We start from the raw sequence: 26,771 nt of genomic DNA, 5'->3' as shown, positions 1-26,771 counted from the left end.
GAGAGGTCTCCTTGCCAAGGCCCGCCCATAGACGTGCGAAGGCAACGCACATGAAAATGCCGCTTGCGCGGCCATGTGCGGATGGATGTCTCGGGCTGTCATTCCCGGCCGCCTTTGTCCAGGCAGCAACCAAAAGTATAAATCACCAAATCGCTCGCCCGGCCAACCACACAAGCAAAGCGGTAACTTTTCCCAGCCCTCCCGAAACCGCCACATTTGCATCCATTCCCCGCCCCGCTGCGTAAATCCCCTCAAGGACGCGCAACCCTGCCACGAGCCACCCCCAACTAACCACCCGCGCGCCCTGGACCAGGAGACGCGCCCATGCCCCACCTCGCACCGACACCCCCACTACCGCGCGGCTCGCGGGTCGCGGTTATCGGCGCCGGTATCTCGGGCTTAGCCAGCGCGTATCTATTGGCGCGCAACCACAAGGTCACGCTGTTCGAATCGGCCGCCTATGCGGGCGGCCACACCAACACCGTCGACGTCACGCTGGAAGGCCACACCCACCCGGTCGACACCGGCTTCCTCGTCTTCAACGACCGCACCTACCCGAATCTGATCGCGCTGTTCGCCGAACTGGGCGTCGAATCGCATCCGAGCGAAATGACCTTCTCGGTCTCGCTCGACGAAGGCCGCCTCGAATGGGCCGGCACCAGTCTGAACACCGTATTCGCGCAGCGCCGCAACCTGTTCTCTCCGACCTTCATCGGCATGCTGCGCGACATCGTGCGCTTCAACGGCAGCGCGCAACGCAATCTCGAGATCGCGACGCAAACCCGCGCGTCGATGGGCGAACTGCTGACGGCCGGCGGCTACGGCGGCGCGTTCCAGCGTCACTATCTGCTGCCGATGGCCGCCGCGATCTGGTCGAGCGCCACCGCCGACATCCTCGCGTTCCCGGCGACGACCTTCCTGCGCTTCTGCCTGAACCACGCGCTGCTTCAGGTGAACCGTCGCCCGCAGTGGAGAACCGTCGTCGGTGGCGGTCGCGAATATGTGAGGCGCATCACAAGCACGCTCGACGATGTCCGCATCGGCACCGCCGTGCGCGGCGTGCGCCGTGACGGGCAGGGCGTCGACGTGATGACGGACACGGGCACGGAGCGCTTCGACGCGCTCGTCCTCGCCACCCACGCGCCGACCACACTGCGACTGCTCGACGACGCCGACCCGGACGAGCGCAGCGTGTTGGGCGCCGTGCGCTATCAGCCGAACGTCGCGGTGCTGCATACGGATACGAATCTGCTGCCGCGTCGCGAACGGGTGTGGTCGGCGTGGAATTATCTCGGCAGCCGCGCCCATGACGGTACGCATCCGGTTTGCGTGAGCTACCTCGTGAACCAGTTGCAGCCGCTGCCGTTCAAAACGCCGCTCGTCGTCACGCTCAATCCGGTGACGCAGCCCGCGCAAGGCACCGAACTGCGCCGCTTCGTCTACGACCATCCGCTGTTCGACCTCGCGGCTATCGACGCGCAATACCGTTTGCCGTCGCTGCAAGGCAAGCGTCGCACGTGGTTCGCGGGCGCATGGACGGGCTACGGTTTTCACGAGGACGGCCTGAAATCCGCGCTGCGCGTCGCCGCGGATTTCGACTCGTCGCCGGCATGGGCCGCGCTATGAAACCCGCGCGCGCGCCATCCATCGCTCAAGACGATCCGCCTGCGTGGCTGCTGACCGGCAACGTGATGCACGAGCGTCTTCGCCCGAAGCATCACCGTTTCACGTATCCGGTGTTCTACGTGCGTTGCGATCTGGACCGGCTCGACTCGTTGCAGAGCGGCTGGTTCGGCATCGACCGTTGGCGGCCGCTTAGCCTGCATCGACGCGACCACGGTCCACGTGACGGCAGCGATCTTGCCGCATGGATGCGCGTGCAACTATCGGCCGCGGGTATAAAAGAAGCGGACGGCAAGATCTGGCTGCAAGCTTTTCCGCGCGTATTCGGCTACGCATTCAATCCGGTCAGCTTCTGGTATTGCCACGATCGCGCCGGCCAATTGCGCGCGCTGCTCGCCGAAGTACGCAACACTTTCGGCGCTCGCCACAGCTACCTGTTGAGCGCGCCGAACAACGCACCGATCACCCGGGGCACCGCGTTGACCTGCAGAAAAGTGCTGCACGTATCGCCGTTTTGTCGCGTGGAAGGCAGTTATACGTTCCGCGTCAACGAAGCATCAACGAGTACTTCGGTCTCGATCGATTACAACGATGCCGACGGTCTGCTGATCCGCACCGCGCTAGGCGGTCGACTGAAACCGTTGACGCACGCGACCGCATTCGCTGCGCTGATCCGTCAACCGCTGCTGACGGTCGGCGTGGTCGCCAGAATTCACTGGCAGGCCGTGCGCCTCGCCATCAAAAAGACGCCGTTCTACGGCAAAAGCCCCGCGCCCGGCCGCACCGCCCACGCAACCACCGACCACGCCGCAGCCGGCCAACCGTCCGCCGCTGCGAGCCACATTTCGTCCGATTGAGGAGATTCATCCATGGCGCTTTCGAGAACCCTGAGCGGGCAGCGAACCGCCCCTGCGTCGGGCCGACTCTTTCTATCCTTGCTCGAACGGATCCAGGTCGGGCATCTGGTGCTGATCACGCCCGACGGTCAGCAGCGCGTATTCGGCGACCCGCACGCGGCGCCGGGCGCGCGTCTGGAATTGCGTGACTGGCGTGCGTGCGGTGCGATTCTGCGCAAAGGCGATATCGGTTTCGCCGACGCGTGGCGCGCCTTCTGGGTCGACACGCCGGATCTGGCCGCGCTGCTGCGCGTTGCGATCCGCAACGAACGGGCGCTGCAACGCACGGTCTACGGCGGTTGGCTCGCGCAGCTCTGGTACGGCTTGCGTCACAAGCTGAGGCCGAACACACGCACAGGCAGCCAGCGCAATATTCACGCGCACTACGACATCGGCAACGCGTTCTACGCGCAGTGGCTCGATCGCAGCTTCACGTATTCGAGCGCGGTGTTCGACGGCAATTTCCATCAAACGCTCGAAGACGCGCAGCACGCGAAGTATCAACGGATCATCGATACGCTCGGTTTGCGCGAGGGCATGCGCATTCTGGAAATCGGCTGCGGGTGGGGCGGTTTCGCGATATATGCGGCGCGTCAGGGCATCCATGTGCACGGCGTGACGATCTCGCCGGCGCAGCTCGAATTCGCGGTGACGCGTGTGCACGAAGCACGGCTAACTGATCGCGTCCAGCTCGAACTGCGCGACTACCGCACGTTGACGGGCCAGTACGACGGCATCGTTTCGATCGAAATGTTCGAAGCCGTCGGCGAAAAATTCTGGCCGACGTACTTCACTATTCTGCGTGAGCGTTTGCAACCCGGCGCGCGCGCGTTGGTGCAAACCATCACGATCGACGAACCGCACTTCGCCGCGTATCGCGCCACGAGTGACTTCATCCGCGAGTTCATTTTCCCCGGCGGCATGTTGCCGAGCCCGCAGCGTTTCATCGAATCGGCACGACGCGGCAAGCTCGCGGCGCACACGTCGCTGAGCTTCGGCCGCGATTATGCGGAGACGTTGCGCCGCTGGCGCAGCGCGTTCGAAGCGCAACTCGAGACGATCCGCACGCAAGGTTTCGACGATGTATTCGTGCGTACATGGCGCCTCTACCTGGCCTATTGCGAAGCCGGCTTCGACGAAGGGCGCACCGACGTGATGCAGTTCGTGCTCGCCAAGGCCGAATGACATGCGCGCGTTCGCGGCCATCGCGTTGATGCTCTGGGCGAGTACAGCTTGCGCGGACTGGCGCGGCGATGTCGGGTCCGCGAAACTCGTCGGCGAAGGCGATTTCAGCGTGCTCGGCTTCAGGCTGTATCGCGCGCAGATGTGGAGCGAGCGCGTGCCGCTGGATTACGACGAACGCTTTGCGCTGCACATCGTCTACACGCGCGGCATCAAGCGCGAGCGGCTCGCGGATACGGGTATCGGCGAGATGAAGCGGCAGGCAAGCGCGCCGATTCCGAAAGACACGCTCGAACGCTGGCGTACGGACATGCTGCAGGCGTTCACGGATGTCAGCCCCGGCGATGAGTTGAGCGCCGTCTATTTGCCCGGCAAGGGCGTGCGCTTCTATGCGGGCGAACGGATGACCGGCGAGTTCGACGACCCGGAATTCGCGCGGGCGTTCTTCGGCATCTGGCTCGATCCGTCGACGCGCGCGCCGACGTTGCGCAAGCAGTTGCTAGGCGTCGCGCAATAGAAAACGTTTGAACGCCTACTCGCTGCCACTCAGATGGCTTTGCTTCTGGGCGTCGTCATGCGCAGTGGAGGAGGGCGCCGTACCCGTCTTCACACGCGGCCGGCGCATCTGATACACGTTGCTTTGCGATCCAGATCCAGACTCAGAGTCGAATTGAGAAGACGCATGCTGCGCCTCTTTCCTCACCTGCGCATCGATAAACGCGCTGGTATCGTCGAGCACCGGCGCAAAGCCCCGCAACGGCCCGGCAATCGCGCCGACCAGCAGCGCGTGCCCGATGCGCGGATAGTGCTTCACTTCGACACCGGTATCTCCGGCAGCGCGTAGCTTCGCTGCCAGCCGGTCGGTATTGCCGGGATCGACCGTCGTGTCGCGCTGGCCGGCCGCGAGAAACATCGGCGGCTCGTCGCCTTCGACGAAATTGATCGGCTGACTGGCGGCGCGCAACGCGAGAGGGAAGATCTCTTCGAGCGTTGCATCCTGCAGAGGCAGAAAATCATAAGGACCGGCGAGGCCGATTACGCCGCTGATATCGCGCTTGCTCATCTGTTGCGCGGCGAGATAACGGCCGTCGGTGGCGAGCAGCATCACGATATGCGCGCCGGCAGAATGCCCCATCAGAAAGATTCGCGACGGATCGCCGCCGAACTCGGCCGCGTGATCGCGGGCCCAGCGCACGGCCGCTGCGGCGTCGTCGACGAAACCGGGGAAGGCCGTTTCTGGCCACGTGCGATAGTCGGGCACCAGCGCGACGAAACCACGCGATGCGAGCGCCGCGCCGACGAACAGATAGCTGTCGCGCGAGCCGTTCTGCCAACTGCCGCCATAGAAGAACACGACGATCGGTCGACCGTGCGCGCCCACCGTCGGCGCGTTGGCCGCAGGCATATACACATCGAGCTTCTGACGCGGCGAATCGCCGTAAGCGAGGCCGTTTTCAGCGCGAAAGCTCTTGTGCGAAACGGCGGCGTTGAGCACGGTCGCGGCGCTGCAACCGCCGAGAGCGGCGAGCGCCAAAGTGGCGGTCAGGGTGAGCAGGCGTCGGGGCATGAAAGTTCGGTCCGTTCGAAAGGCTTCGTCCGAACAATGTACGCGCCGACGCCACGAGCGGATGCAATCGTTTGCCCATCAGCTTGGGCCGAACGGTGGCTGCTACAACGAAACCCCCGAAATTTGCAGCAGCAAAACCAGATTGAGCGCCAGCACCGTGACCGTGCCGACCACCGCGGCAATCGTCGTCAACCGGCGATTACGATAACGCCCCATCAAATCCGCGCGCGACGTGAACCACACCAGCGCGATCATCGGCACCGGCAACGCGATGCTCAACACCACCTGGCTCAACACCAGTGCGCGCGTGGCATCCACGCCGCACGCAACCACCACGAACGCCGGCAGCATCGTAATCAGCCGGCGCGCCCACACGGGGATATGAAAACCGACGAAGCCTTGCATGATCATCTGCCCAGCCATCGTCCCGACGACAGAACTGGACACACCGGACGCGATCAACGCCGCAAGAAAAAGCCCGGCTGCCGCGCTGCCGAGCAACGGCGTCAACGTGCGCCACGCGGTTTCGATGCTGGCGATTTCCGCGTGGCCCGCATGAAACGCGCTCGACGCCATGATCACCATCGCCATGTTGATGAGCCCGGCGACGCCGAGCGCAACCACCACCTCGATGTTCGAAAACCGCAGCAGCTTCGTGCGCTCGCCTTCGTTGCGCGGCTTCACGCGGTTCTGCGTGAGACCCGAATGGAGGAACAGCACGTGCGGCATCACCGTTGCACCGATGATGCCGACGGAAATCGTCAGCGCATTGCTATCGGGCATGCTCGGCGTGAACGTATGCCTGATCACCGACGGCCAATGCACCGGCGCGATCAGCAACTCGGCGAGATACGACAGCCCGATCACGCCGACCAGCGCCGCGATCGCCAGTTCGAGCGGCCGGAAGCCGCGCTTTTCGAACTGCAGCAAACCATACGTGACGGCCGCGGTGATCAGCATGCTCGGCATCATCGGCAGATGCGTGAGCAACGAAACGCCGATCGCGCCGCCGACGAATTCCGCGAGATCGGTGGCCATCGCTGCGATTTCGCTGATGCCCCACATCGCGTACACGCAGCGCCGTGGCAGCGTCGCGCGGCACAGCTCGGCGAGATTGCTGCCGGTCACGAGTCCGAGCTTGGCGGATAACGACTGAAACAGCATCGCGACGACATTCGCGACCGCCACCACCCACAGCAGCGAATAGCCATAGCCGGCGCCCGCCTGAATGTTGGTCGCGAAATTGCCGGGGTCCATGTACGCGATCGACGCGACCACCGCCGGCCCGGCGAACGGCAGCATCGCGCGCAAGCCGCGCCGCCGTCCCGCGAGTGTTTCGCGGACGTCGAAACAGGTCTGCTCGGTGAGGGTCTGCGGTACGGCCGCCGGACTCATCGCTTCGTTCATGACTGCTCCTGTGCGTCGGCCGGACTCATCGCTTCGTTCATGACTGCTCCTGTGCGTCGTCCAGCGTTCGAGGCCGTCCAAAGGCCGGCCAACGGGTGGGACGCGATCGTCGTCGCGATGGCCCGCTGCCGGTGCGGCTCGTGCAGCAAGTTACGTGCTTCAGGCGCTCATGTTGAGCGTACCGTTCACGCCGTTCGGGAAGAAACCGCCTTTAGTCGCGACCGAACTCGTCAGGTACACGATATTCAGTACGTTGCCGTAACCGCGGCTGAACGCGAGGCCGTTGCTGTCGAGCGGCACGATGTTCGAGGTGCCGGCGGTCGCGCCGGTGATGCCCTGGTCGTCGTGGCCGTTGTTGTCGAGACTGTCGCGCGCGGCGGAGATCGCGTTGGCCGCGGTGACGAGGCTCGTCGTGTTGATGCCTTTCGAGTACAGCACCGTGCGTACCAGCCCCGCGTGATACGCCTCGGCCGCGAGAATGCCGGCCGCCGCTTCGAGGAAGGTCTTGTTGGTGATCAACGGCGAAGCGCCCTTATAAGCCGTCACGCCGACGTCTTCGAAGATGAATGCGCCGAGCAGGAAGTTGTTGTCGTTCGCGTACGGATTGAACGCGACGCCCGCGCCGACCAGACCCGCCGCTCGTGCCGCGTTCGAGAACGCGCCATTAGGATTGGTGCCGCCGATGTCGATGGACGGCATCGCGACCGCGGCGCTCCCCAACGCGCTGCGCAGGAACGCGACGTGCTCACGTTCGTCGTTGGCGATCTCGTTCGCGTAGGCCTGCACCACGGGGTCCTGAAACGGCACCTGCTGGCCGGGGATCACCGTGCCCATCGTGCCGACACCGGCGGTCATGCTCGCCGCGAGGCCCGCGCCGGTCGTCGCATACGTGTAGAACTGCGATTCGAGGTACTCCAGATTCAACGCGAAGTTGAGAATCTCGGCATCGGTCGGCGCGGTGGCGGCCGACAGGCTCGAACCCGATCCGCCGCCGCACGCGCTGATCAGCGTGCCGCCGACGAGACCCAGACTCAGGCCGCCCGCGTTGCGGAAAAACTGTCTGCGTTGCAGGCGTCGTTCGACCCGGCGATCGAATACGTCGATAAGGTCTGCTGATTTCTTGCTCGATTCGGACATGACTGTGCTCCTCACCTGGTTGGCTAGCATTGCCGCGGACTCGCGACGCACGGACGCAAATAACAGGTTGATCGCGCCATGCACTAACGCAAATCGCGGACGCAAAGAGGCCCCCGTTCTTCCGAGAAGAACACAATGTTGGAGGGAGAAGAAGCGAGTCCTCAACGGCCTTTACGGTGCGAACGCGTCGCCAGATGCAACGCGCGTAAAAGATTTCGTTGTGCATTTGCAGCATTGGTTCGGTCGAACGAACCTGCACTTATCGACCGGAATCACGCGATGACGAGCGAGTGCCATCTGCACGTTCGGCCCGGTTTGCCGAGGCCCCGCGCCGATCATCTGTACAATTGCCCGATCGCTCGCCGGCACGGCGCGCTCGACCGCTTCGATTCAGGCGGCGTCGCGACGAAGCCGGTTCCGCACATCGGCGCGTGCATCGGCTGTCGCGTTGCATGCCGCACGCATGCGCAGTGCCTATGTGCGGCCCAATAACACTCGACTCACCTCGACCGAATTCATGGCCATTACCTACAAGACTCCCGACGACATCGCCAAGCTGCGCATCTCCGGCCGCCTCGCGGCCGACGTGCTGGCGATGATCGGCGAGCACGTCAAGGCGGGTGTCTCCACCGGCGAACTCGACCAGCTGTGCAACGACTACATTGTCAATACGCAAAAGTCGATTCCGGCAAATGTCGGCTATCTGGGATTTCCGAAGACGGTTTGCACGTCGGTCAACCAGGTGGTCTGCCACGGCATTCCGGATCGCAGCGAGATCCTGAAGGACGGCGACATCATCAACATCGACGTCGCGATCATCAAAGACGGCTATTTCGGCGACACGAGCCGCATGTACGTGGTCGGCCAGCCGAGCACGGTCGCGCGCCAACTGATCGACACGACCTATGAGGCGATGCTCGCCGGCATCCGCGAAGTGAAGCCGGGTGCCACGTTAGGCGACGTCGGCCATGCAATCCAGAAAGTGGCGCAACGCGACGGCTTTTCGATCGTGCGCGACTACTGCGGGCACGGCATCGGCAAGGTCTATCACGAAGATCCGCAAGTGCTGCACTACGGCCAGCCGGGGCAGGGCGTGCGCCTGAAACCGGGCATGGTCTTCACGATCGAGCCGATGATCAATGCAGGACGCGCCAGCACCGCGGTGATGCGCGACGGCTGGACGGTGGTCACGAAAGACCGTTCGCTGTCGGCGCAATGGGAACACATGATCGCCGTGACCGACGACGGCTACGAGCTGCTCACGCCGTGGCCGGACGGCACCGGCGACTACGAAGCGCCTTGAGCATTGGCATGCGCGCGCGTGCAGGCCGGCGACACACGTTTGCGCGTGGCCCGTTTTTCACGGCTGCGGGCGCGCGAAATGCTGCGCAATGGGCGCGCGGCTTCTCTATGCTGAACCGATGCATCGACCAGATCCTGCAATAAGGATTTGACTCGCGCGCCGGTTCGGTTAAAGCTACGCCTTAGGATTTCAAGGGGTTTCCGTCTGCATGAGTCCGTCACTGACCGTTCGCCGTATCGCCGCTGACCAGGGCGCCGTTTTTCGCGAACTCCGTACCGCGTCGTTGCGGGAGGCGCCATACGCCTTCGGCGCGACGCTCGAGGACGCATTGTCCGCAGAGGCGGCCACGTTCGACGCGACCGCCGCCGAGCACGCGGGCTCCGTCACCGTCACCAGCTTCATTCTGTACACCGAGGGCCATCCGGCCGGCTTGATCGAAGCGCATTTCGACGACAGCGAAGCGCGCCGCGCATTCGTCTGCGAACTGTGGGTGGCGCCGGCCGTGCGTCATCTGCGTGGCGGCGAGCTGCTGGTGGACACTGCCAGCGCGTGGCTCGCCGGCGAAGGCGCGATGGAAATCTACGCGTGGGTTGCCGACGCGAACCGCAATGCGATGCGCTTCTACGAGGCGCTCGGCTTCGGTCCCACCGGCGAGCACCGCCGCGTCGCGCGTGCGCCCGAGCAGGCGGAAAGCCTGCTGATACGCCACGTGCCGACCACTTCGCAAGTGTTCCAGCAGTGATCTCCCGAGCGGCGCCGCAACCTGCCGCTCCACCTCCCTCGTCGTCGCTTCAGCGTGCGCGGCCGAAGAATCGGCCGCGACGGCTTGTTATCCCGGCAAAAAAGCTCGCCGCACGCTGCGACGCCTGTAAAATACGCAAAATTTTTTGCCGAACGCTATGTCGCCCAAGAAATCGCCCTTTTTCGAACTTCGCAGCGGCTCTGTCGACACGCTCCTGTTCGTGGTCAAGACAACCGACCTCGAAGCCATGCGCGCCGAACTGACCCGGCGCTTCGAGGCGACCCCCGAATTCTTCGCTAACGACGTCGTCGCAATCGACGTGCGCCGGCTCGCCGACAGCGAGCGCGTGCCGCTCGCGGATATCGCGCAACTGCTCGAGAGCGTGCGTATGCGCCCGGTCGGCGTGGTCGCCAATGCGCAGCAGGGTTGGGCGTCCGAATCGGCGCTGCCATTGCTCGAAGCGCGCGATCGCCGTGGCGCCGCAAAATCCGCTGAAGAAGACGCCGCGAATGCGCCGGCCGCGACGCCGTCGGCTAACACAGCCGCCGCGGCCACCGCAGCCACCGCCACGCCGCCGTCCGATCTGTTCGCCGATGCGAACGCCGACTCGCCCGCAGAAAACGGCACGTCGGCCGCAGCCGCGGTCGAACCCGCGCCCGCCGCCGAACCCGTGCGTCTTGCCACCTCGCCGCAAACGATGGTGGTCGACAAACCGCTGCGCTCCGGCCAACGCATCTACGCAAAGGGCGATCTGGTCGTGCTCGGTCTGGTGAGCTACGGCGCGGAAGTGATCGCGGAAGGCAACATCCATATTTACGCGCCGCTGCGCGGCCGGGCATTGGCCGGCGTGCAGGGCAATCACGACGCGCGCATTTTCTGCACGTGTCTCGAGCCGGAACTCATCTCGATCGCGGGCATCTATCGAACGACCGAGAACCCGCTGCCTGCCGACGTACTCGGCAAGCCGGTGCAGATCTGGCTCGAAGAAGAAAAGCTGATGATCGAACCGTTGCGGCTCACTTGATCTGCGTGAGGCGTGCGCGGCGCTGAACGTACAGCACACGCGCGCTTGAACGGCAAAAACGGCCGCACATATTTGATGAAATTGACGAACACAAGGTAAGGGTAATGGCAAAAATCATTGTGGTGACTTCGGGCAAGGGTGGCGTGGGCAAGACGACCACGAGCGCGAGTTTTGCATCGGCCCTCGCGTTGCGTGGCAGCAAGACGGCCGTGATCGATTTCGACGTCGGCCTGCGCAACCTCGACCTCATCATGGGCTGCGAGCGCCGTGTGGTGTACGACCTGATCAACGTGATCCAGGGCGAAGCCAACCTGAACCAGGCGCTGATCAAAGACAAGAAGTGCGAGAACCTGTTCATCCTGCCGGCCTCGCAAACGCGTGACAAAGACGCGCTGACGCTCGAAGGCGTCGAGAAGATCATCAACGATCTGATCGCGATGGACTTCGAATACATCGTCTGCGATTCGCCAGCGGGTATCGAATCGGGCGCGCTGCTGGCCATGCACTTCGCGGACGAAGCGTTGATCGTGACGAATCCGGAAGTGTCGTCGGTGCGCGACTCGGATCGCATTCTCGGCATTCTGTCGTCGAAGACCAAGCGCGCGATCGAAAGCAAGGAGCCGATCAAGGAGCACCTGCTGATCACGCGCTACAACCCGAAGCGCGTCAGCGAAGGTGAAATGCTGTCGCTCACCGACATCCAGGAAATCCTGCGCATCGATCTGATTGGCGTGATTCCGGAATCGGAAGCCGTGCTGCATGCGTCGAACCAGGGCTTGCCGGCGGTTCACCTCGACGGCACGGACGTCGCCGAAGCCTATAAGGATGTCGTATCGCGTTTCCTCGGCGAGCAAAAATCGCTTCGCTTTACCGATTACCAGAAGCCAGGCCTGCTGCAGCGCCTCTTCGGCACCAAGTAAGGGGGGCGCACGTCATGTCGATTCTTTCGTTTTTGCTGGGCGAGAAGAAGAAGTCCGCGTCGGTAGCGAAGGAACGTTTGCAGTTGATCATCGCGCACGAGCGCGCCGGCGGTCATGCTCCCGCCGATTATCTGCCTGCGTTGCAACGCGAACTGGTGGCCGTGATCTCGAAGTACGTGAAGATTTCCGATGACGATATTCGCGTGAGTCTCGAGCGTCAGGACGACCTCGAAGTGCTCGAGGTCAAGATCGAAATACCGCAGGCGGGTTCTGCGTAACGTCGTGCGCGTTCTGCTTCGTTGCGTCGGGTCGACGTGACGAAGTGGGGCGTGGGGGTTGGGTGGGTCCGGTTGTTCTTGCTGGTTCTCCGTCGTTCTCGCTTCTTCTGTTTCTCTCCCGTTTCTCTCCTTTCTGTTCAAGCGCGCGGCACGCGAAATAATCCGTAGCATTTCAGGCTAAGCCGTTACACGACGGCGGTCAGCGTATTCGCTCGCTCGCGCATTAAACGGATAACGCCGCACGCGGTGTCCATCCAAAGAGGGAAAACATGAACAAGACCTTTCGCCTGCTGCTTGCCAACGCTGTGCTGATCGCAGCGGGTGCTTCCGCAATGGCGTCGGCTTCGGCCGCTGAAATCGTCGTGGTTGCGCCGTCCGCGCCGCCGGCGGTACGTTATGAAGTGGTGCCGGCCGCGCGCGTCGGCTATGTGTGGGATCACGGCCACTGGCGCTGGGATCACGGCCAATATGTGTGGGTCCGTGGACACTGGCAGGCCGAACGCGTCGGCTACCACTGGGTGCCGGGTCACTGGGATCAGTTCGGGCCGCACTATCGTTGGGTCGAAGGTCACTGGGCTTGAGTCGCGCAGCCATGTCGACCTGAGATTGTCGGCAGCGTAGTCTCTTTCAAACGTTGTGCAAGTGCCGCCGGGTACGGTTCATCGAACCGTACCCGGCGGTTTGTCGTTTACGCGCCGCGATTCGCTCGGCGAGCGCGATCCGTTGCCATCGCACGAGGCGGTTTCGGCAAACGTTTGAGCAAAAGAAAAGAGGCGCGCCGCGCAGCCATCCATGAACCGGACGCTGCCACGGGACGCCCCCGAAAAACGCCCGTGTCGGGGAACAGCGGGCGGAGAGGAATCATTGCAATCGACTCGTGTAACGCGCGCATTACACGGCTGTTAAATCTGTCGCTTTTCGTTGAGCACCGGATCGGCGACGCGCAGTTTTTACTCACTTCGACCGCGCGAATACGTGGTCGAAATTGCCGTCGCGACACTTGCCGAATGGCGCGCTGCGACGCACAACCGCCACCGGCCGGGCTTCTATCGCCGACACACGTTCAAACCAGTATAGGCGGTGTTTTCATCTGAAGTGAGTGGGTGGCGGTTGCCACAAGAGAGTGCCGGTTACACGCTGCAATGGTGTAACACCTTGGTGATTTTCACTTACATCTAGCAACGCCCGCGCGGGTCGCCGTCGTGTTCAATCTAGCCATTCGGGGTTTGGCTCGAATGAATCTGACTCGAAGGGAGAACAACATGAAACGCTTGATCCTGACTCTGATCGCCGGCACCTTGCTCGCCACCGCACTCGGCGGCTGTATCGTCGCGCCGGCGCCGGGCTATTACTACGGCGGGGGCTACTACCATCACGGTTACTACTACCGTTAAGCGCGGGGTGCGCCGAGGCGGTTTGTGCGGCGCCGTTCGCCGGCATCATGCGAACGGCGACCGCCAGCCAGTAGAAGCCGCCTTGATCGGCGCATTCGTTCAGGCCTTACGCGGGATTGCTCAACCGGTCAGGCCAGCAGCATTTCGAACGCAAGCACAGCGGTGATCGCAGCCGCATTCGCGGCAAGCGCCTCGACCACGATGCCTTTCCATGTCGCCGGACGAAAGCGCAATGCAAGCAACAATGAACCCAGCAACGCCAGCGCGATGATCATCAGGATGTCCGCATTGTGGAGATGAATGTTCATCTGAGCCTCCCTGCTCGCCATAGGGTTATGTGAATCGAGTATAGGCAAGTCAAAAAGACCTGCAAGGCAGGAAAAATACTCAACAGAGGGGATGCTGCGGGGGAGTCAGGCGGGGTTTTCGGCCGATACCGCCGCGGCGCATACAACACGCCGGGCGGCATCGAGCCTTTGAGCACTCAAGCCATCTGAGGCCACCGGGAGTCATCCCGAGGCCGGGGCTATCGGCAACAGCATTCCTTCGTTACATCAGACGCGCATCGCGGGTCTCGCGCATGCACAGCACGCCGATCAGGCTGACGGCCGCGGCGATCGACACATAAGCGCCCACCCACGGCAAGCCGCCGTGCGCGGCCAGCACCTGCGCGATATACGGCGCGACCGAAGCGCCGAGAATCCCGCCCAGGTTATACGCGACGCCCGCGCCGGTATAGCGCACGTTGGTCGGAAACAGCTCCGGCAGCAGCGCGCCCATCGGCGCGAAGGTCACGCCCATCAGGAACAGTTCGACCACGAGGAACAGCAGCACGAGCGGCGTCTGCCCGCTGCCGAGCAGCGGCGCCATCGTGAAGCCCGACAGGATCGCCGCAAGGATGCCGACGATCAGCACCGGCTTGCGGCCATAGCGGTCGCTCGCCCACGCGGACAGCGGCGTGGCGAGCGCCATGAACACCACCGCGATGCACAGCATCCCGAGGAAGGTCGGACGCGGAATGTGCAGCACCGAGACGCCGTACGACAGCGAGAACGTCGTCGCGTTGTAGAACAGCGTGTAGCAGACCACCATCGACAGCGCGCCGAGCACGGTCGCGCGCCAGTGCTGCGAGAACAGCGTGGCGATCGGCACCCGCACGCGCTCCTTGCGTTCGATTGCAGCCCGGAAGGCCGGCGTCTCGGCGATTTTCAGGCGCACGTACAGACCGAGCGCGACCAGCACCGCGCTGACGAGGAACGGCACGCGCCAGCCCCAACTGCGGAACTGCTCGTCGGACAGCGACAACGCGAGCGCGAAGAACAGACCGTTCGACGCGAGGAAGCCGACCGACGGCCCGAGCTGCGGGAACATCCCGAACCAGCCGCGCTTGCCGGCCGGCGCGTTTTCGGTGGCGAGCAGCGCTGCGCCGCCCCATTCGCCGCCGAGGCCGATGCCCTGGCCGAAGCGCAAGATGCACAGCAGGATCGGCGCGAGGCTGCCGATCGAGTCATAGCCCGGCACGAAGCCGATCAGCGTGGTGGACACGCCCATCACCAGCAGCGACGCGACGAGCGTCGACTTGCGGCCGATCCGGTCGCCGAAATGGCCGAACAGGAACGAGCCGATCGGCCGCGCGACGAACGCGATGCCGAATGTGACGAAGGCCGACAACGCTTGCGCGGTAGCCGAGCCGTGCGGGAAAAACACGGGTCCGATGACGAGCGCTGCGGCGGTCGCATAGACGTAGAAATCGTAGAACTCGATCGCTGTGCCGATGAAGCTCGCGAAGATGATCCGCGAACTGCTGTTCTGCCCGGCCGCATTGGGCGGGGCCGCGGAAATCGGCGAAGTTGACATTAAGATTCTCCGGTGTGGTGATGCCATTGCGTGCCGTGCTTTCGTGGATGAGCGGCGGCTCTGGCGGCATTCTCGTTTAAGTACAGGTGCTTCAGGTGCCCCGCAGGCCTTCGAGACCATGCGTGGCGCGGGCAATGCTGCGACAGCTTACAACGGCGGCAGGCGGTGGTCGTACGCGAAAGCGGCCGAACCAGGGCAAGAACCAAGTCGATAAGCAGGTCAATGAGCAAGAGGCGTGACGCGTGCGACCGGCCGGTTCAGCGTCGTAGGCTAACCGTCAAACATCGAGCATCAAGCAGGCTGCGCGTGTGGATGACGCACGGACGCTGCAATCGGGCATTTCACCGCGCCAACGGGTGAGCGGGCGGCGAGAGCCGTGCCGGGAGCTTCCGGCGGAGGGAATCGGAAAATTATAACGAGGGCCGTGGCGGCGCAGCAAGGCGGAGGGGGGCGTGCAGCGTCGGTCGATGCGGTTTTTGCGAGCTTTGCTTCGGCTTCGGCGACATCGAGCGCGTTCAGTCGATGGTCTGCGCTTGCGGCGAAGCGAACTCTCTTAGCTGGAACTTGCCGTTGTCGTTGAACAGCCAGTCTTCGAATAGTTCGAGCTGGCCGCGGCCGTTCAGCAGTTTGCCGGGCGGTTGCGGCAGCGGCGCCGCGCGTCGCAGCGTGGCGAGCGCGGTGCTTTCGGCTTCGTCGTCGCCATTGGTGCGATAGACCGACGAGTCCAGCACCTGGCCGTTGCGATCCACCGTGAACGACACCACCACCAGCGAACGCAGCATCGCTTGCGGTGTGCCGTGCAGCACGTAAGACGGATTGCGCTCGATGATGCGTTTGGCCACCGCGCTGCGGTACTGGTCGAGCGACGCGCTGTTGATGGCCGCCGCCGGTGTGGCGACGAGCGACCGCGGCGGCGGCGTGATCGTGCAGCCGGTCATGGCAAGGCCCCATGTCAGCGCGATTGCTGCGGCCGCACTGGCACCACACGCACGCAACGAAGTGCCGCTCGCATACGCGACGAAGCGTCCGGCCGGATGGCGAAGAAGGTGACGTGTGCGGGTGAGCATCGTCGTGGATCACGGGGACAGGTATGACTTGATGGTAGTCAAAAACCGCCGGCTTGCAATCGGCATTGGCCCGTGTATTACCGGGTATTGACGAGTATGGGGACGCTCATTGCAGGCGCGTCGGCGGGTTCCGCTGCGTCGCCAGGCGCTCGGCCACTACGTTGTAATCGCTCGAAATATGCGCGTGTTTCCTTGCGACGCAAACGCGCCTACACTTCGTTCGCCTCCTCTGTGAGGCATCGGTGGAAGTCTTTCATTTAGCCCGCTTCGCGCGGGCTTTCTTTTGCCTGCGCGCTTTTCAACTGGCCTACGCGGCCGTGCCGCGCGAAAACAAAAAAGGCGAATTCATCGCTGAATTCGCCTTGTCTTTGCGACGCGCGCTCACCGCGCGCCGAATCGCCAGCGCGTATTACTTCAATGCTTCGCGCGCCGCCTCGACCGCGGCCAGAACCTGCTCCGGCGCCGTACCGCCCGCGTGGTTGCGGCTCGCCACCGACCCTTCGAGCGTCAGATACGAGAACACGTCTTCGCCGATCAGATGCGCGACGTTCGGCAGTTCCTTACGCATTTCTTCCAGCGTCAGATCCGCCAGGTCGCAGCCGCGATCGGCGCAAATACGCACCGCCAGCGCGACCGCTTCGTGCGCGTCGCGGAACGGCAGCCCGCGCTTGACCAGATAGTCGGCCAGATCGGTTGCGGTGGAGAAGCCTTGCAGCGCGGCGTCGCGCATCGCTTGCGGCTTCACCGAAATACCGGCGACCATTTCAGCGAAGATGCGCAGCGTGTCCGCCACCGTATCGACGGTGTCGAACAGCGGTTCCTTGTCTTCCTGATTGTCTTTGTTGTACGCGAGCGGCTGGCCTTTCATCAGCGTCAGCAACGCCATCAGATGGCCGTTCACGCGGCCGGTCTTGCCGCGCGCCAGTTCGGGCACGTCCGGGTTCTTCTTCTGCGGCATGATCGACGAACCGGTGCAGAAACGGTCGGCCAGATCGATGAAGCCGACGCGCGGGCTCATCCACAGCACCAGTTCTTCCGAGAAGCGCGACACGTGCGTCATCACCAGCGCCGAGGCTGCCGTGAATTCGATCGCGAAGTCGCGATCGGACACGGCATCCAGCGAGTTCGCGCAGATGCCGTCGAAGCCTAGTGTTTTCGCCACCGCGTGACGGTCGATCGGGTAGCTGGTGCCCGCGAGCGCGGCCGCGCCCAGCGGCAGACGATTCACGCGCTTGCGGCAGTCGACCATGCGCTCGGCGTCGCGCGAAAACATTTCGACGTAGGCCATCAGGTGGTGGCCGAACGTAACCGGCTGCGCGACCTGCAAGTGCGTGAAGCCCGGCATGATGGTCGACGCGTTCTGTTCCGCGATGTCGATCAGCGCGCTGCGCAGATCCTTCAGCAGACCGCCGATCCGGTCGATCTCGCCGCGCAGCCACAGGCGGATGTCGGTCGCGACCTGGTCGTTGCGCGAGCGGCCCGTGTGCAGGCGCTTGCCGGCGTCGCCGATCAGCGCGGTGAGGCGCGCTTCGATGTTCAGGTGTACGTCTTCCAGATCGAGTTGCCACTCGAATTCGCCACGCTCGATTTCACCCTTGATCTGCGCCATTCCGCGTTGGATCGCGGCGAGGTCGTCGGCGGCGATGATCTTCTGCGCGGCCAGCATCGAAGCGTGCGCGAGCGACCCTTCGATATCGACGAGCGCCAGACGCTTGTCGAAGAAAACCGACGACGTGTAGCGTTTGACGAGCTCCGACATCGGCTCCGAGAAGCGAGCCGACCAGGCTTCGCCTTTTTTGTGCAGTTGGGACGTCATGGTGTTGGGCAGTTGAGCGGTGAAAGCGGTGAAGAGGCGGACGGCGTTTGCATGATTGGGCAGGCGCCGCCGAAGCGAAGAAAGACTGCGATTTTAACACCGGCGGCTGGCGCTCATTCCCGCACCAGCACCACCAGCTTCAGATCTTCGCGATGCGCGGGCTTGAACGTGATCTGGTCGAACACGAGGCGGCCGTCGCGCGGATGCTCGAATTCGCGCCGGCCGCCTTCCCGGCCGCCGACGTCCTGCGACGCCCAGAAGCGCGCGAATTCGTCGCTCGCGGCCGTGAGCGAATCGATCAGCGCGCGAGTGGGCGCGTCGTTCAGATGGCGGATCGAGTCGGCGCGGAATTCGGCGGCGAGCCGCCGCGCACGCGTTTCCCAGTCGACGATCAACTCGCGCGCGGCGGGCTCGGTGAATGTGTAGCGCAGCAGATTGCGGTCGTGCGTGCCGTCGAGCCAGCCGACGAACAGGTCGGCGGCGCGCCCGTTCCACGCGAGCGCATTCCATTGACGGTCGAGCACATAGGCCGGCGCATTCACCAACTGAACGGTTTCGAGCAGCGTGGCGGGCGCATCGGCGGCGGCCGGATCGGGCTCCGCCGGATCGCGCTGCGCGGCCAGTTCGAACAGATAGGCCCGCTCGGCACGCGACAACTGCAACGCGACGGCGATGCGCGCGAGCGCGTCGGCGGAAGCGGACACCGGGCGCCCCTGTTCGATCCACGTGTACCAGGTCGGGCTCACCCCGCACAGTTGCGCGACTTCCTCGCGCCGCAAGCCGGGCGTGCGGCGGCGCGGACCGGGCGGCAGCCCGACCGCTTGCGGCGAGAGCCGTTCGCGATGCGCGCGGATAAAGTCGCCCAGCGCGTGGGCAGGCGTGGCGTCGAGCGGCGGCGGGTGGTCAGCGGGGGACGGCGTGGTCATGCAGGTCCGTTGCGTGAAGCGTAGTGTCAGGGGGTGGTTTCGATACCAGAATAATTGCTTAACTTGTACTGGTACCCGGCGGGTTCTATTGTAACGGCTGGGACGGCGCACGGCGTTCCAGCCCGACCCCACATACCTAACCGGAGCCTTCCATGAAGCACCACGATCAAGTCGCCGACGCGTTCGGCTCGACCGCCGCCGCCTATTTGACCAGTCAGACGCATGCCACCGGCGCCGATCTGCGCACGCTGGCCGAAGCGATCGCGGCGACGCCGGGCGCGACCGTGCTCGACATGGGCTGCGGCGCGGGCCACGCGAGTTTCGCGGTGGCGCCGCATGCGCGAGAAGTGGTCGCGTACGACATCGCGCCGCCAATGCTCGCCACGGTGGAGGGCGCGGCGAAGGAGCGCGGCCTTGCGAACATTCGCACGCAGCAGGGCGCGGCCGAAAAACTGCCGTTCGCCGACGCTTCGTTCGATTGGGTGATCAGCCGGATGAGCGCGCATCACTGGCACGACGTGCCGCTCGCGCTGGCCGAAGTGCGTCGCGTGCTGAAGCCGGGCGGCAAAGTGTTGTTCATCGATATTGCGGGCGCCGATCATCCGCTCGTCGATACGCATTTGCAGGCGGTCGAAGTGTTGCGCGACGGTTCGCATATCCGCAATTACCGCGCCGACGAATGGGTCGCATTTTTCGAAGCGGCGGGTTTCAACGCGTCGATATACGAACGTTGGCGCATCGATATCGAGTTCACGTCGTGGGTCGCGCGCATGCGCACGCCGGAGCCGCGTGTGGTGGCGATCCGTTCGCTGTGGAGCAGCGCGCCGGATGAAGTGCGCCAGTATTACGACGTGCAGCACGACGGCTCGTTCAAGCTCGACGCGTTGATGGTCGAGGCGCAATAACGGGCTAAAAAAACGCGCTGCAAAACGCGCATAAAAAAAACGGCGGGATGTCGACTCCGACATCCCGCCGTTTTGCGTCATTCACCTCACGACATCAACCCGTATTGCGCAATCCTGCCGCGATCCCGTTGATGCTCAAATGAATCCCGCGACGCACCCGCGCATTGGTGTCGCCCGCGCGGTGACGCTTGAGCAATTCCACCTGCAAGTGATTCAACGGATCGAGATACGGGAAGCGGTTCTTGATCGAACGCGCGAGCAGCGGATTTTCCGCGAGCCGTTCGCTCTTGCCGGTGATCTCCGACAACACCTTCGACGTGCGCTCCCATTCCGCGACGATCCGCTCGAACACGTGCTTGCGCAGCTTCTTGTCCGACACCAGCGCCGCATAGCGTGACGCCACCGCGAGATCGGTTTTCGCGAGCACCATGTCCATGTTCGACAGCAGGTTCGAGAAGAACGGCCACGTCTTGTGCATCTTCTTGAGCAGCGCGAGACGGCGCGTGCGTTCCGCGTCGGACGGCGCGCTGTCCAGATGCGCGGCCACTGCGCTGCCGAAACCGTACCAGCCGGTCAACAGCAGACGGCATTGGCCCCACGAGAAGCCCCACGGAATCGCGCGCAGGTCTTCGATCTTGCGTTGTTTCGGATCCTGCAGTTTGCGCGAAGCCGGACGGCTGCCGATGTTCAGTTCGGCGATTTCCGCAATCGGCGTCGATTCGAAGAAATACTCCTTGAAACCCGGCGTTTCGTAGACCAGCGCGCGATACGACGCCATCGCCGCATCGGACAACTGCTGCATCGTTTCCTCGAACGCGGGCAGTTGCGCGGGCGCGATGCGTTGCGGCAGCAGCGACGCTTCGAGCGTCGCCGCGACCACGGTTTCCAGATTGCGTCGGCCGATGTCCGGATTGCCGAATTTGCTGGCGATCACTTCGCCTTGCTCGGTCAAACGGATTTGTCCGTCGACGGTGCCCGGCGGCTGCGACAGAATCGCCTGATAGGTCGGACCGCCGCCACGGCCGACCGTGCCTCCGCGGCCGTGGAACAGCCGCAGCGTCACGCCGCGCTGGTTGAACAGCGACACCAGCGCGAGCTCCGCACGATACAGCTCCCAGTTCGACGTGAGGAAACCGCCGTCCTTGTTGCTGTCCGAATAGCCGAGCATCACTTCCTGCTCGTTGCCCTGATGTTCGATCAGCGCGTCGACGCCCGGCAGCGCGATCAGATCGCGCATGATGTGCGGCGCGTTGCGCAAGTCGGGGATCGTCTCGAACAGCGGGATGACCATCAGGCTCGCCTGAGCCGGATCGTTCGCGTCGCCGAGACGCCCGCGCAGCAGGCCGGTTTCCTTTTGCAGCAACATCACTTCGACCAGATCACTGACGGTTTCCGTGTGCGAAATGATGTAGTTGCGCACCGCGCGCGCGCCGAACTTCTCACGCGTGACGCGGGCTTCTTCGAGTACGCCGAGCTCGCTCTTCACGAGGTCCGAGTATTCCGCGTACGGCAGACGCAGCGGACGCGGCTGCGCCAGTTCGGCGAGCAGCACCTTGAGTTTGTCTTCTTCGGAGAGTGCCGCGTAGTCGCTTTCGACGCCCGCGCGTTTCAGCAACTCGGCGATCACCGCTTCGTGGATGTCCGAACTCTGACGCAAGTCGATGCTCGCGAGATGGAAGCCGAACACTTCGGCCGCGCGCGCGAGCGGCGACAGACGCGGCGCTGCCAGCGGCGCACCGTGATGCTCGGCGAGCGAATCGATCAGCACGTGCAGGTCGCGCACGAATTCGGCGGAGTCGGCATACGGGGTCGCGCGGATCGGCGCGGCGCCGCGGCCCGCGCTGCGCACCGGCACGCTGCCTTCGCCCAGACGCACGCGCGCGCTCGCGGCGAGCCGCGTGTACACGCCGATCAACGCGCGGCGATACGGCTCGTCGGTGCGATGCGGCGACTGGTCGGGCGACGCTTCCGCGAGTGCCTTCAACGCGTCGCTCGCGCCTGCCAGCAGGTTCGATACCGACAGTTCGGCGCCGAGCTTGTGCACCTCTTCCATGTAGTGTTCGAAGATCACCTCGGCCTGGCGCGTGATCGCGTGTTCGAGCGTTTCAGCCGTGACGTTCGGATTGCCGTCGCGGTCGCCGCCGATCCAGCTACCCATCTGGAAGAACGGCGGCAGGCGCGCGGCGAGGCCGTGTTCGGTGAGCGCGTCTTCGATATCGGCGTACAGCGCGGGGATTTCTTCGAGGAACGTGGCGCGGTAATACGACAGCGCGTTTTCGATTTCATCGGCCACGGTAAGGCGCGAATCGCGCAGCATCCGCGTTTGCCACAGCGACGTGACGCGCGCGCGCAGCATGGCTTCGTTATGCGAGCGTTCGCGGTCGGTCAATTGCTGGTCGCGTTCCGCGAGCAGACGCGCGACGTCGTGTTGCGCGTCGAGAATGCTCTTGCGCTGCACTTCGGTCGGGTGCGCGGTCAGCACGGGCACGATCAACGCGTCGTTGAAGAACTGCTGCAACACCGGCGTCGCGGCGGCGCCTGCTTCGACGAGCCGCTCCAGCGCGTGCGCGATCGTACCGGGCTGCGACGTCGAGCCGGCCAGCGCATGGATACGGTGACGGCGATTGCGGTGGCGGTCTTCGGCGATATTCGCGAGATGCGAGAAGTAGCTGAACGCGCGCACCACGCTGACGGTTTGTTCGGGGCTCAGCGAGCGCAGTTTCTTGTCGAGGGTTTGCGCGGCCGCGCTGTCGTCTTCACGGCGAAAACGCACGGCGGTTTGCCGGATCGTCTCGACGACGTCGAATACCGCGTCGCCTTCCTGCTCGCGCAGCACGTCGCCGAGCAGGCGTCCCAGATAGCGGATGTCCTGGAACAGCGGATGGTCCTTGTCTTCGCGCGTGCGGCCGTTGGTTTTCGGCGCCGGGGTGTTGTGCGACACGGCTTGCAGCTTCGGCGTTTGTGCGGTTTGCGGCGCGTGTGCGGCACCTGCTGCACTTGCACCAGCACTGGCATCTGCCTTGACCTTGCCGGCGGGCGCCTTCACCTTCTGCGCTTTCGTGCCGACCGGTTTCGCTGCCTGAGCGGCGTTCGCGGCCTGCGCCGCCTTGCTGGTCTTGGCTGTCTTCACCGCCTTCGCGGTTTTTTCCTGCCTGGCCGGCGCGGAGGCCTTGGCCGATTTACCCGCCTTGGCGACGTTCGCGGCCTGGGCCGTGGTAGACGGTTTGCCGGCGCGTTTGGCCGGCGTGGACGGAGCGGCCGTGTCGGAAGCGGCTGAGACGGCGGGCGCCGCAGCGGCGTCGGCCGCTTGAGCGTTGAGCGATGCAGTGTTGCGGCGGGCAGGGCGCGCCGATCCGGAAGACGTCACGATGGGTTTCCTCAGGGAAGCCAGGGTCTGTTGAGTGATGAACTGCTACTGCGGAACTGCACTGGAACTGCAACGTGAACTGCTCGAAACGGTATGCGCCGTTGGCGGATAGGCCGGATGGCCGAAGCGCTCGACGCGCCGGAGGGGGAATGGCTGCGATGCATCACGGCATGCGTTGCATGCACGCGCGCTGTGCGAGGCCTGTCTCCTCCGTCGATACCGCGCCAGCACGGCGCTCCGGCGTGCCTGTGGACACGAGGGCGCGTGCTAACATTGTTTGTTATGACATTCCCATCTTCAATCAACCCGCTGATGAACACCGAGAAGTCTTTTGCGCCACCCCACACGCTTGTGATTGCGTCGCGAGAAAGCCGCCTGGCGATGTGGCAGGCGGAGCATGTGCGATGTGCGCTGCACAAATTATATCCATCTTGTGACGTAAAAATCCTCGGAATCACGACACGTGGCGATCAAATTCTCGATCGCACTTTGTCGAAGGTGGGTGGTAAGGGGCTCTTCGTCAAGGAACTGGAGGCCGCGCTTGCCGAGGGCCGCGCCGACCTCGCCGTGCATTCGCTGAAAGACGTGCCGATGCAATTGCCCGACGGCTTCGCGCTGTCCACCATCATGGAGCGCGAAGATCCGCGCGACGCGTTCGTTTCGCAGGATTACGAATCGCTTTCTGCCCTGCCGCCAGGCGCGGTGGTCGGCACTTCGAGTCTGCGCCGCGAAGCGATGGTGCGCATGCGCTATCCGCATCTGGTGGTGCGGCCGTTGCGCGGCAATCTGGACACGCGCTTGTCGAAGCTCGATCGCGGCGACTATGCGGCGATCATTCTGGCCGCTGCCGGCTTGAAGCGGTTGGGTTTGGGCGAGCGCATCCGCGCGTTGCTCGATCCCGAAGACAGCTTGCCCGCCGCGGGGCAGGGCGCGCTCGGCATCGAGATTCGCGCCGATCGCGAGGATCTCGCAGCGTGGCTCGCGCCGTTGCATCACGAACATACGGCAGCGGCCGTCGAAGCCGAGCGGATGGTGTCGCGTGCGCTCGGCGGCAGTTGCGAAGTGCCGCTCGCCGCGTATGCGACGTGGCATGACGGCGCGCTGCATCTGCGCGGCATCGTTGCGACGCCCGATGGTCAACGCGTGTTGAGCGCGCAGGCCTCGGCGCCCGCGCCGGATGTCGAACGCGCGATCGCGCTCGGCAAGCAGGTGGCGAGCGAGCTCGAACGGCAGGGCGCGATGGACATCGTGCGCGCGCTCAGCACCGCGAGCGGGCCCGCGGCCGGATCGGCCCCTCACGCGTCCGGCGGCGCGGACAGCGCGGCGTCCGGCGACTGATGGCGGCCGATATCTCCGGCAGCACGTCGTCATCCGCTGGCCGCGCGGCGTTCACCGCCGTGATTACGCGACCGGCCGGTCAGTCGAAAGAGTTGATCGCGCAACTCAGCGCGGCCGGCATTGCTACGCTCGAATTCCCGCTGATCGACATTGCGCCGGTTATCGACGACGCGCCGTTGCGCGCCGCGCTCGCCGCGCTGGAACGCTACGCGCTCGTCGTGTTCGTTTCGCCGAATGCGATCGATCAGGCGTTTGCCAAGAGCGACGCGATCTGGCCGCATGCGTTGCCGATCGGCGTGGTCGGGCCGGGCAGTGTGCAGGCGCTGGTGCGCCACGGCGTCACGGCGCCGGCGTACAACGTGATCAGCCCGCCTTCCATACCCGACGACGACACCGCACGCTTCGATTCCGAAGGCCTGTTCGCGGCGCTCGACACCGCGCTCGACGCGACATCGCTCGAAGGCAAACGCGTGCTGATCGTGCGCGGCGACGGCGGCCGCGAATGGCTCGCCGAGCGCCTGCGCGAAGCGGGCGCCGAAGTCGAAACCGTCGCGGCTTACCGGCGGCTCGTGCCGGATCCGTCGATCGGCGGCTGGGCGCGCGTCCACGAATTGCTTGCGGGCGTGCCGCACGCCTGGTTGCTCACCAGCTCCGAAGGCGTGCGCAATCTGCACGAACTCGCGCACGACCATCTGACCGCCGACGAAATCGCGCAACTGAAGCACGCCGCGCTCGTCACGCCGCATCCGCGTATCGCGCAGACCGCGCGGGCATTGGGTTTTGATAGCATGACGGTGTCCGGCGCGGGCGACGAACGCATTGCCCGCGCGCTGCTTGCCGCCGTCCCGACCGTAGTTCAACCGGTATCGTCCAACCCGGCTCCTTCACCGGCTAAATCACGCATGACTGAAACGAACGCATCCACGAACGCTTCACCCCAGCCGGCCGCGACCTCTGCGTTGCCGCCGAATCAACCCTTCACGCCCTACGAAGCGCAGCAAAAGCGCCGCAGCGCGAGCGGACCGCTGCTGTGGTTTGTCGTCGTGGTGATCGCTTGTGCGGCCGGTGTGGGCGGTTATGCGCTCAACCGCAAGCTGGAGCGCACCGAGCAGCAGCTCGCGCAACGCCAGCAAGCCAACGACGCGCAAACCAACGAACTGCGGATCAAGACCGAGCAGGCGCTTGCGACGGTGCATCAATCCGACTCGCAGGTTGCGCAACTCGAAGGCAAGCTTGCTGATTCGCAAACCGCGCAGCAGGCGTTGCAGCAACAGTATGCGGATCTCGCGCGCAATCGCGACGACTGGACGCTTGCTGAGGTCGGTCAGATGTTGTCCGCCGCGAGCCAGCAGTTGCAACTGACCGGCAATACGCAGCTCGCGCTGTTTGCGCTGCAAAGTGCGGACACGCGTCTTGCCGCGTCGGATAGTTCGCAAGTGATGGTGGTGCGCAAGGCGATCGCGCAGGACATCGATAAGTTGAAGGCCGCGCCGTCGACGGATCTGACCGGCATGGCGATCAAGCTCGATAACGCGATCGATCAGATCGACAGCTTGCCGCTTTCCGGTGAGGCGCCGATTGCTCACGCGACGCCGAAGGCCGCGAACTGGGAAGACACGGCGAAGGTCGCCGCGGCGACCGGCGAGCCGCGCTGGAAGGTGTGGTGGCGTGAGGTGTCCACGGGTATCGGACAGCAGTTGACGAGCCTCGTGCAGGTGCGTCGTATCGATAACGCCGACGCCATGCTGGTCACGCCGGATCAAGGTTACTTCGTGCGCGAGAACCTGAAGATGCGTTTGCTGTCGGCGCGGCTTGCGCTGCTGTCGCGTAATCAGACCACGCTGAAGTCGGATCTGCATGCAGCGGATGCGGCGCTCACGCGGTACTTCGACAATACGTCGAAGAAGACGCAGACGGTGATCGATCTGGTCAAGCAGGTGGACGCCGGCTCGGCCGCGGTCGACGTGCCGAATCTGAACACCAGCCTGCAAGCCGTCAGTCAATACCGGAGCCGAGGCTAAT

Annotated in this window: 23 protein-coding genes; 14 read left to right on the top strand and 9 right to left on the bottom strand. The window is 64.2% G+C overall.

The features are described from left to right. Nucleotides 1–324: 324 nt before the first annotated feature. From PQQ51_RS22100 to PQQ51_RS22085, 4 genes are read left to right on the top strand one after another with little or no spacing between them, the layout of a single operon-like run. Complete coding sequence (locus PQQ51_RS22100) at nucleotides 325–1,626, top strand: NAD(P)/FAD-dependent oxidoreductase (RefSeq protein ID WP_408498951.1); 1,302 nt, start codon at nucleotides 325–327, stop codon at nucleotides 1,624–1,626. Then, nucleotides 1,623–2,480: a DUF1365 domain-containing protein gene (locus tag PQQ51_RS22095; protein ID WP_408498950.1), complete on the top strand. Its 858-nt coding sequence runs from the start codon at nucleotides 1,623–1,625 to the stop codon at nucleotides 2,478–2,480. Before PQQ51_RS22100 ends, PQQ51_RS22095 begins: the two co-directional genes overlap by 4 nt. 12 nt (nucleotides 2,481–2,492) lie before the next feature. Then, nucleotides 2,493–3,704 carry a class I SAM-dependent methyltransferase gene (locus PQQ51_RS22090; protein WP_408498949.1) on the top strand — a complete coding sequence of 404 codons (1,212 nt, stop codon included), beginning with the start codon at nucleotides 2,493–2,495 and terminating at the stop codon, nucleotides 3,702–3,704. 1 nt (nucleotide 3,705) lies between these two features. Continuing rightward, on the top strand, nucleotides 3,706–4,218 hold the full coding sequence (locus PQQ51_RS22085; RefSeq protein WP_408498948.1) for a chalcone isomerase family protein: 513 nt from the start codon (nucleotides 3,706–3,708) through the stop codon (nucleotides 4,216–4,218). A gap of 15 nt (nucleotides 4,219–4,233) precedes the next feature. Here PQQ51_RS22085 and PQQ51_RS22080 read toward each other — a convergent pair whose 3' ends face one another. The 3 genes from PQQ51_RS22080 to PQQ51_RS22070 form a co-directional block, all read right to left on the bottom strand. Then, nucleotides 4,234–5,268: an alpha/beta hydrolase gene (locus PQQ51_RS22080; protein ID WP_408498947.1), complete on the bottom strand. Its 1,035-nt coding sequence runs from the start codon at nucleotides 5,266–5,268 to the stop codon at nucleotides 4,234–4,236. Between the two features lie 102 nt (nucleotides 5,269–5,370). Next, on the bottom strand, nucleotides 5,371–6,675 hold the full coding sequence (locus tag PQQ51_RS22075; RefSeq protein ID WP_408498946.1) for an Nramp family divalent metal transporter: 1,305 nt from the start codon (nucleotides 6,673–6,675) through the stop codon (nucleotides 5,371–5,373). Between the two features lie 159 nt (nucleotides 6,676–6,834). Then, the gene (locus PQQ51_RS22070) at nucleotides 6,835–7,812 is read right to left on the bottom strand and encodes a ferritin-like domain-containing protein (RefSeq protein WP_408498945.1); all 978 of its coding nucleotides are present in this window, start codon (nucleotides 7,810–7,812) and stop codon (nucleotides 6,835–6,837) included. A 517-nt stretch (nucleotides 7,813–8,329) separates the two neighbouring features. Between PQQ51_RS22070 and map the strand changes: the two genes are divergently transcribed. The 7 genes from map (at nucleotide 8,330) to PQQ51_RS22035 (ending at nucleotide 13,473) form a co-directional block, all read left to right on the top strand. Continuing rightward, on the top strand, nucleotides 8,330–9,115 hold the full coding sequence (map, locus tag PQQ51_RS22065) for a type I methionyl aminopeptidase (RefSeq protein ID WP_408498944.1): 786 nt from the start codon (nucleotides 8,330–8,332) through the stop codon (nucleotides 9,113–9,115). Nucleotides 9,116–9,323: 208 nt separating this feature from the next. After that, nucleotides 9,324–9,857, top strand: a complete 534-nt coding sequence (locus PQQ51_RS22060; protein ID WP_408498943.1) for a GNAT family N-acetyltransferase — start codon at nucleotides 9,324–9,326, stop codon at nucleotides 9,855–9,857. 157 nt (nucleotides 9,858–10,014) lie between these two features. Then, nucleotides 10,015–10,881 carry a septum site-determining protein MinC gene (gene minC, locus PQQ51_RS22055; protein WP_408498942.1) on the top strand — a complete coding sequence of 289 codons (867 nt, stop codon included), beginning with the start codon at nucleotides 10,015–10,017 and terminating at the stop codon, nucleotides 10,879–10,881. A 104-nt stretch (nucleotides 10,882–10,985) separates the two neighbouring features. After that, nucleotides 10,986–11,801, top strand: coding sequence for a septum site-determining protein MinD (gene minD / locus PQQ51_RS22050; RefSeq protein ID WP_054035077.1), 816 nt, complete (start codon nucleotides 10,986–10,988; stop codon nucleotides 11,799–11,801). Between the two features lie 14 nt (nucleotides 11,802–11,815). Beyond that, nucleotides 11,816–12,079, top strand: coding sequence for a cell division topological specificity factor MinE (gene minE / locus PQQ51_RS22045; RefSeq protein WP_408443294.1), 264 nt, complete (start codon nucleotides 11,816–11,818; stop codon nucleotides 12,077–12,079). 269 nt (nucleotides 12,080–12,348) lie between these two features. Beyond that, on the top strand, nucleotides 12,349–12,660 hold the full coding sequence (locus tag PQQ51_RS22040; protein ID WP_408498940.1) for a YXWGXW repeat-containing protein: 312 nt from the start codon (nucleotides 12,349–12,351) through the stop codon (nucleotides 12,658–12,660). 681 nt (nucleotides 12,661–13,341) lie between these two features. Continuing rightward, a complete protein-coding gene (locus PQQ51_RS22035; protein WP_255246783.1) occupies nucleotides 13,342–13,473 on the top strand; it encodes a hypothetical protein in 132 nt (43 codons plus the stop codon). Between the two features lie 128 nt (nucleotides 13,474–13,601). Here the strand turns inward: PQQ51_RS22035 and PQQ51_RS22030 are convergent, their stop codons facing one another. The 5 genes from PQQ51_RS22030 to PQQ51_RS22010 form a co-directional block, all read right to left on the bottom strand. Next, nucleotides 13,602–13,781, bottom strand: a complete 180-nt coding sequence (locus tag PQQ51_RS22030; protein WP_408498939.1) for a hypothetical protein — start codon at nucleotides 13,779–13,781, stop codon at nucleotides 13,602–13,604. 241 nt (nucleotides 13,782–14,022) lie between these two features. Further along, nucleotides 14,023–15,330 carry an MFS transporter gene (locus PQQ51_RS22025; protein ID WP_408498938.1) on the bottom strand — a complete coding sequence of 436 codons (1,308 nt, stop codon included), beginning with the start codon at nucleotides 15,328–15,330 and terminating at the stop codon, nucleotides 14,023–14,025. A gap of 515 nt (nucleotides 15,331–15,845) precedes the next feature. Then, nucleotides 15,846–16,397 carry an energy transducer TonB family protein gene (locus PQQ51_RS22020; protein ID WP_408498937.1) on the bottom strand — a complete coding sequence of 184 codons (552 nt, stop codon included), beginning with the start codon at nucleotides 16,395–16,397 and terminating at the stop codon, nucleotides 15,846–15,848. Nucleotides 16,398–16,806: 409 nt separating this feature from the next. Next, nucleotides 16,807–18,213: an argininosuccinate lyase gene (gene argH, locus PQQ51_RS22015; protein ID WP_408498936.1), complete on the bottom strand. Its 1,407-nt coding sequence runs from the start codon at nucleotides 18,211–18,213 to the stop codon at nucleotides 16,807–16,809. A 113-nt stretch (nucleotides 18,214–18,326) separates the two neighbouring features. After that, nucleotides 18,327–19,139, bottom strand: coding sequence for a helix-turn-helix transcriptional regulator (locus PQQ51_RS22010; RefSeq protein ID WP_408498935.1), 813 nt, complete (start codon nucleotides 19,137–19,139; stop codon nucleotides 18,327–18,329). Nucleotides 19,140–19,291: 152 nt separating this feature from the next. Between PQQ51_RS22010 and PQQ51_RS22005 the strand changes: the two genes are divergently transcribed. Then, nucleotides 19,292–20,044: a class I SAM-dependent methyltransferase gene (locus tag PQQ51_RS22005; protein ID WP_408498934.1), complete on the top strand. Its 753-nt coding sequence runs from the start codon at nucleotides 19,292–19,294 to the stop codon at nucleotides 20,042–20,044. A gap of 94 nt (nucleotides 20,045–20,138) precedes the next feature. On the opposite strand, the gene ppc is transcribed toward PQQ51_RS22005, so the two are convergent. After that, nucleotides 20,139–23,411, bottom strand: a complete 3,273-nt coding sequence (ppc, locus tag PQQ51_RS22000) for a phosphoenolpyruvate carboxylase (protein ID WP_408498933.1) — start codon at nucleotides 23,409–23,411, stop codon at nucleotides 20,139–20,141. Between the two features lie 312 nt (nucleotides 23,412–23,723). Here ppc and hemC point away from each other — a divergent pair, with 312 nt between their 5' ends. Then, nucleotides 23,724–24,749, top strand: coding sequence for a hydroxymethylbilane synthase (gene hemC / locus PQQ51_RS21995; protein WP_408498932.1), 1,026 nt, complete (start codon nucleotides 23,724–23,726; stop codon nucleotides 24,747–24,749). Next, nucleotides 24,749–26,770, top strand: a complete 2,022-nt coding sequence (gene hemDX, locus PQQ51_RS21990; protein ID WP_408498931.1) for a fused uroporphyrinogen-III synthase HemD/membrane protein HemX — start codon at nucleotides 24,749–24,751, stop codon at nucleotides 26,768–26,770. Before hemC ends, hemDX begins: the two co-directional genes overlap by 1 nt. Nucleotide 26,771: the final 1 nt, after the last annotated feature.

This window comes from Paraburkholderia xenovorans, assembly GCF_046030735.1.
GTDB lineage: Bacteria > Pseudomonadota > Gammaproteobacteria > Burkholderiales > Burkholderiaceae > Paraburkholderia > Paraburkholderia xenovorans_A.
Note: the sequence above shows the minus strand (reverse complement) of the source record. Positions and strands in the feature narration are given on the sequence as shown.

Excerpts from the sequence above, each read along its gene's own strand:
- PQQ51_RS22100 (WP_408498951.1), top strand. The coding sequence starts at position 325 with ATGCCCCACCTCGCACCGACACCCCCACTACCGCGCGGCTCGCGGGTC.
- PQQ51_RS22095 (WP_408498950.1), top strand. The coding sequence starts at position 1,623 with ATGAAACCCGCGCGCGCGCCATCCATCGCTCAAGACGATCCGCCTGCG.
- PQQ51_RS22090 (WP_408498949.1), top strand. The coding sequence starts at position 2,493 with ATGGCGCTTTCGAGAACCCTGAGCGGGCAGCGAACCGCCCCTGCGTCG.
- PQQ51_RS22085 (WP_408498948.1), top strand. The coding sequence starts at position 3,706 with ATGCGCGCGTTCGCGGCCATCGCGTTGATGCTCTGGGCGAGTACAGCT.
- PQQ51_RS22080 (WP_408498947.1), bottom strand. The coding sequence starts at position 5,268 with ATGCCCCGACGCCTGCTCACCCTGACCGCCACTTTGGCGCTCGCCGCT.
- PQQ51_RS22075 (WP_408498946.1), bottom strand. The coding sequence starts at position 6,675 with ATGAACGAAGCGATGAGTCCGGCGGCCGTACCGCAGACCCTCACCGAG.
- PQQ51_RS22070 (WP_408498945.1), bottom strand. The coding sequence starts at position 7,812 with ATGTCCGAATCGAGCAAGAAATCAGCAGACCTTATCGACGTATTCGAT.
- map (WP_408498944.1), top strand. The coding sequence starts at position 8,330 with ATGGCCATTACCTACAAGACTCCCGACGACATCGCCAAGCTGCGCATC.
- PQQ51_RS22060 (WP_408498943.1), top strand. The coding sequence starts at position 9,324 with ATGAGTCCGTCACTGACCGTTCGCCGTATCGCCGCTGACCAGGGCGCC.
- minC (WP_408498942.1), top strand. The coding sequence starts at position 10,015 with ATGTCGCCCAAGAAATCGCCCTTTTTCGAACTTCGCAGCGGCTCTGTC.
- minD (WP_054035077.1), top strand. The coding sequence starts at position 10,986 with ATGGCAAAAATCATTGTGGTGACTTCGGGCAAGGGTGGCGTGGGCAAG.
- minE (WP_408443294.1), top strand. The coding sequence starts at position 11,816 with ATGTCGATTCTTTCGTTTTTGCTGGGCGAGAAGAAGAAGTCCGCGTCG.
- PQQ51_RS22040 (WP_408498940.1), top strand. The coding sequence starts at position 12,349 with ATGAACAAGACCTTTCGCCTGCTGCTTGCCAACGCTGTGCTGATCGCA.
- PQQ51_RS22035 (WP_255246783.1), top strand. The coding sequence starts at position 13,342 with ATGAAACGCTTGATCCTGACTCTGATCGCCGGCACCTTGCTCGCCACC.
- PQQ51_RS22030 (WP_408498939.1), bottom strand. The coding sequence starts at position 13,781 with ATGAACATTCATCTCCACAATGCGGACATCCTGATGATCATCGCGCTG.
- PQQ51_RS22025 (WP_408498938.1), bottom strand. The coding sequence starts at position 15,330 with ATGTCAACTTCGCCGATTTCCGCGGCCCCGCCCAATGCGGCCGGGCAG.
- PQQ51_RS22020 (WP_408498937.1), bottom strand. The coding sequence starts at position 16,397 with ATGCTCACCCGCACACGTCACCTTCTTCGCCATCCGGCCGGACGCTTC.
- argH (WP_408498936.1), bottom strand. The coding sequence starts at position 18,213 with ATGACGTCCCAACTGCACAAAAAAGGCGAAGCCTGGTCGGCTCGCTTC.
- PQQ51_RS22010 (WP_408498935.1), bottom strand. The coding sequence starts at position 19,139 with ATGACCACGCCGTCCCCCGCTGACCACCCGCCGCCGCTCGACGCCACG.
- PQQ51_RS22005 (WP_408498934.1), top strand. The coding sequence starts at position 19,292 with ATGAAGCACCACGATCAAGTCGCCGACGCGTTCGGCTCGACCGCCGCC.
- hemC (WP_408498932.1), top strand. The coding sequence starts at position 23,724 with ATGAACACCGAGAAGTCTTTTGCGCCACCCCACACGCTTGTGATTGCG.
- hemDX (WP_408498931.1), top strand. The coding sequence starts at position 24,749 with ATGGCGGCCGATATCTCCGGCAGCACGTCGTCATCCGCTGGCCGCGCG.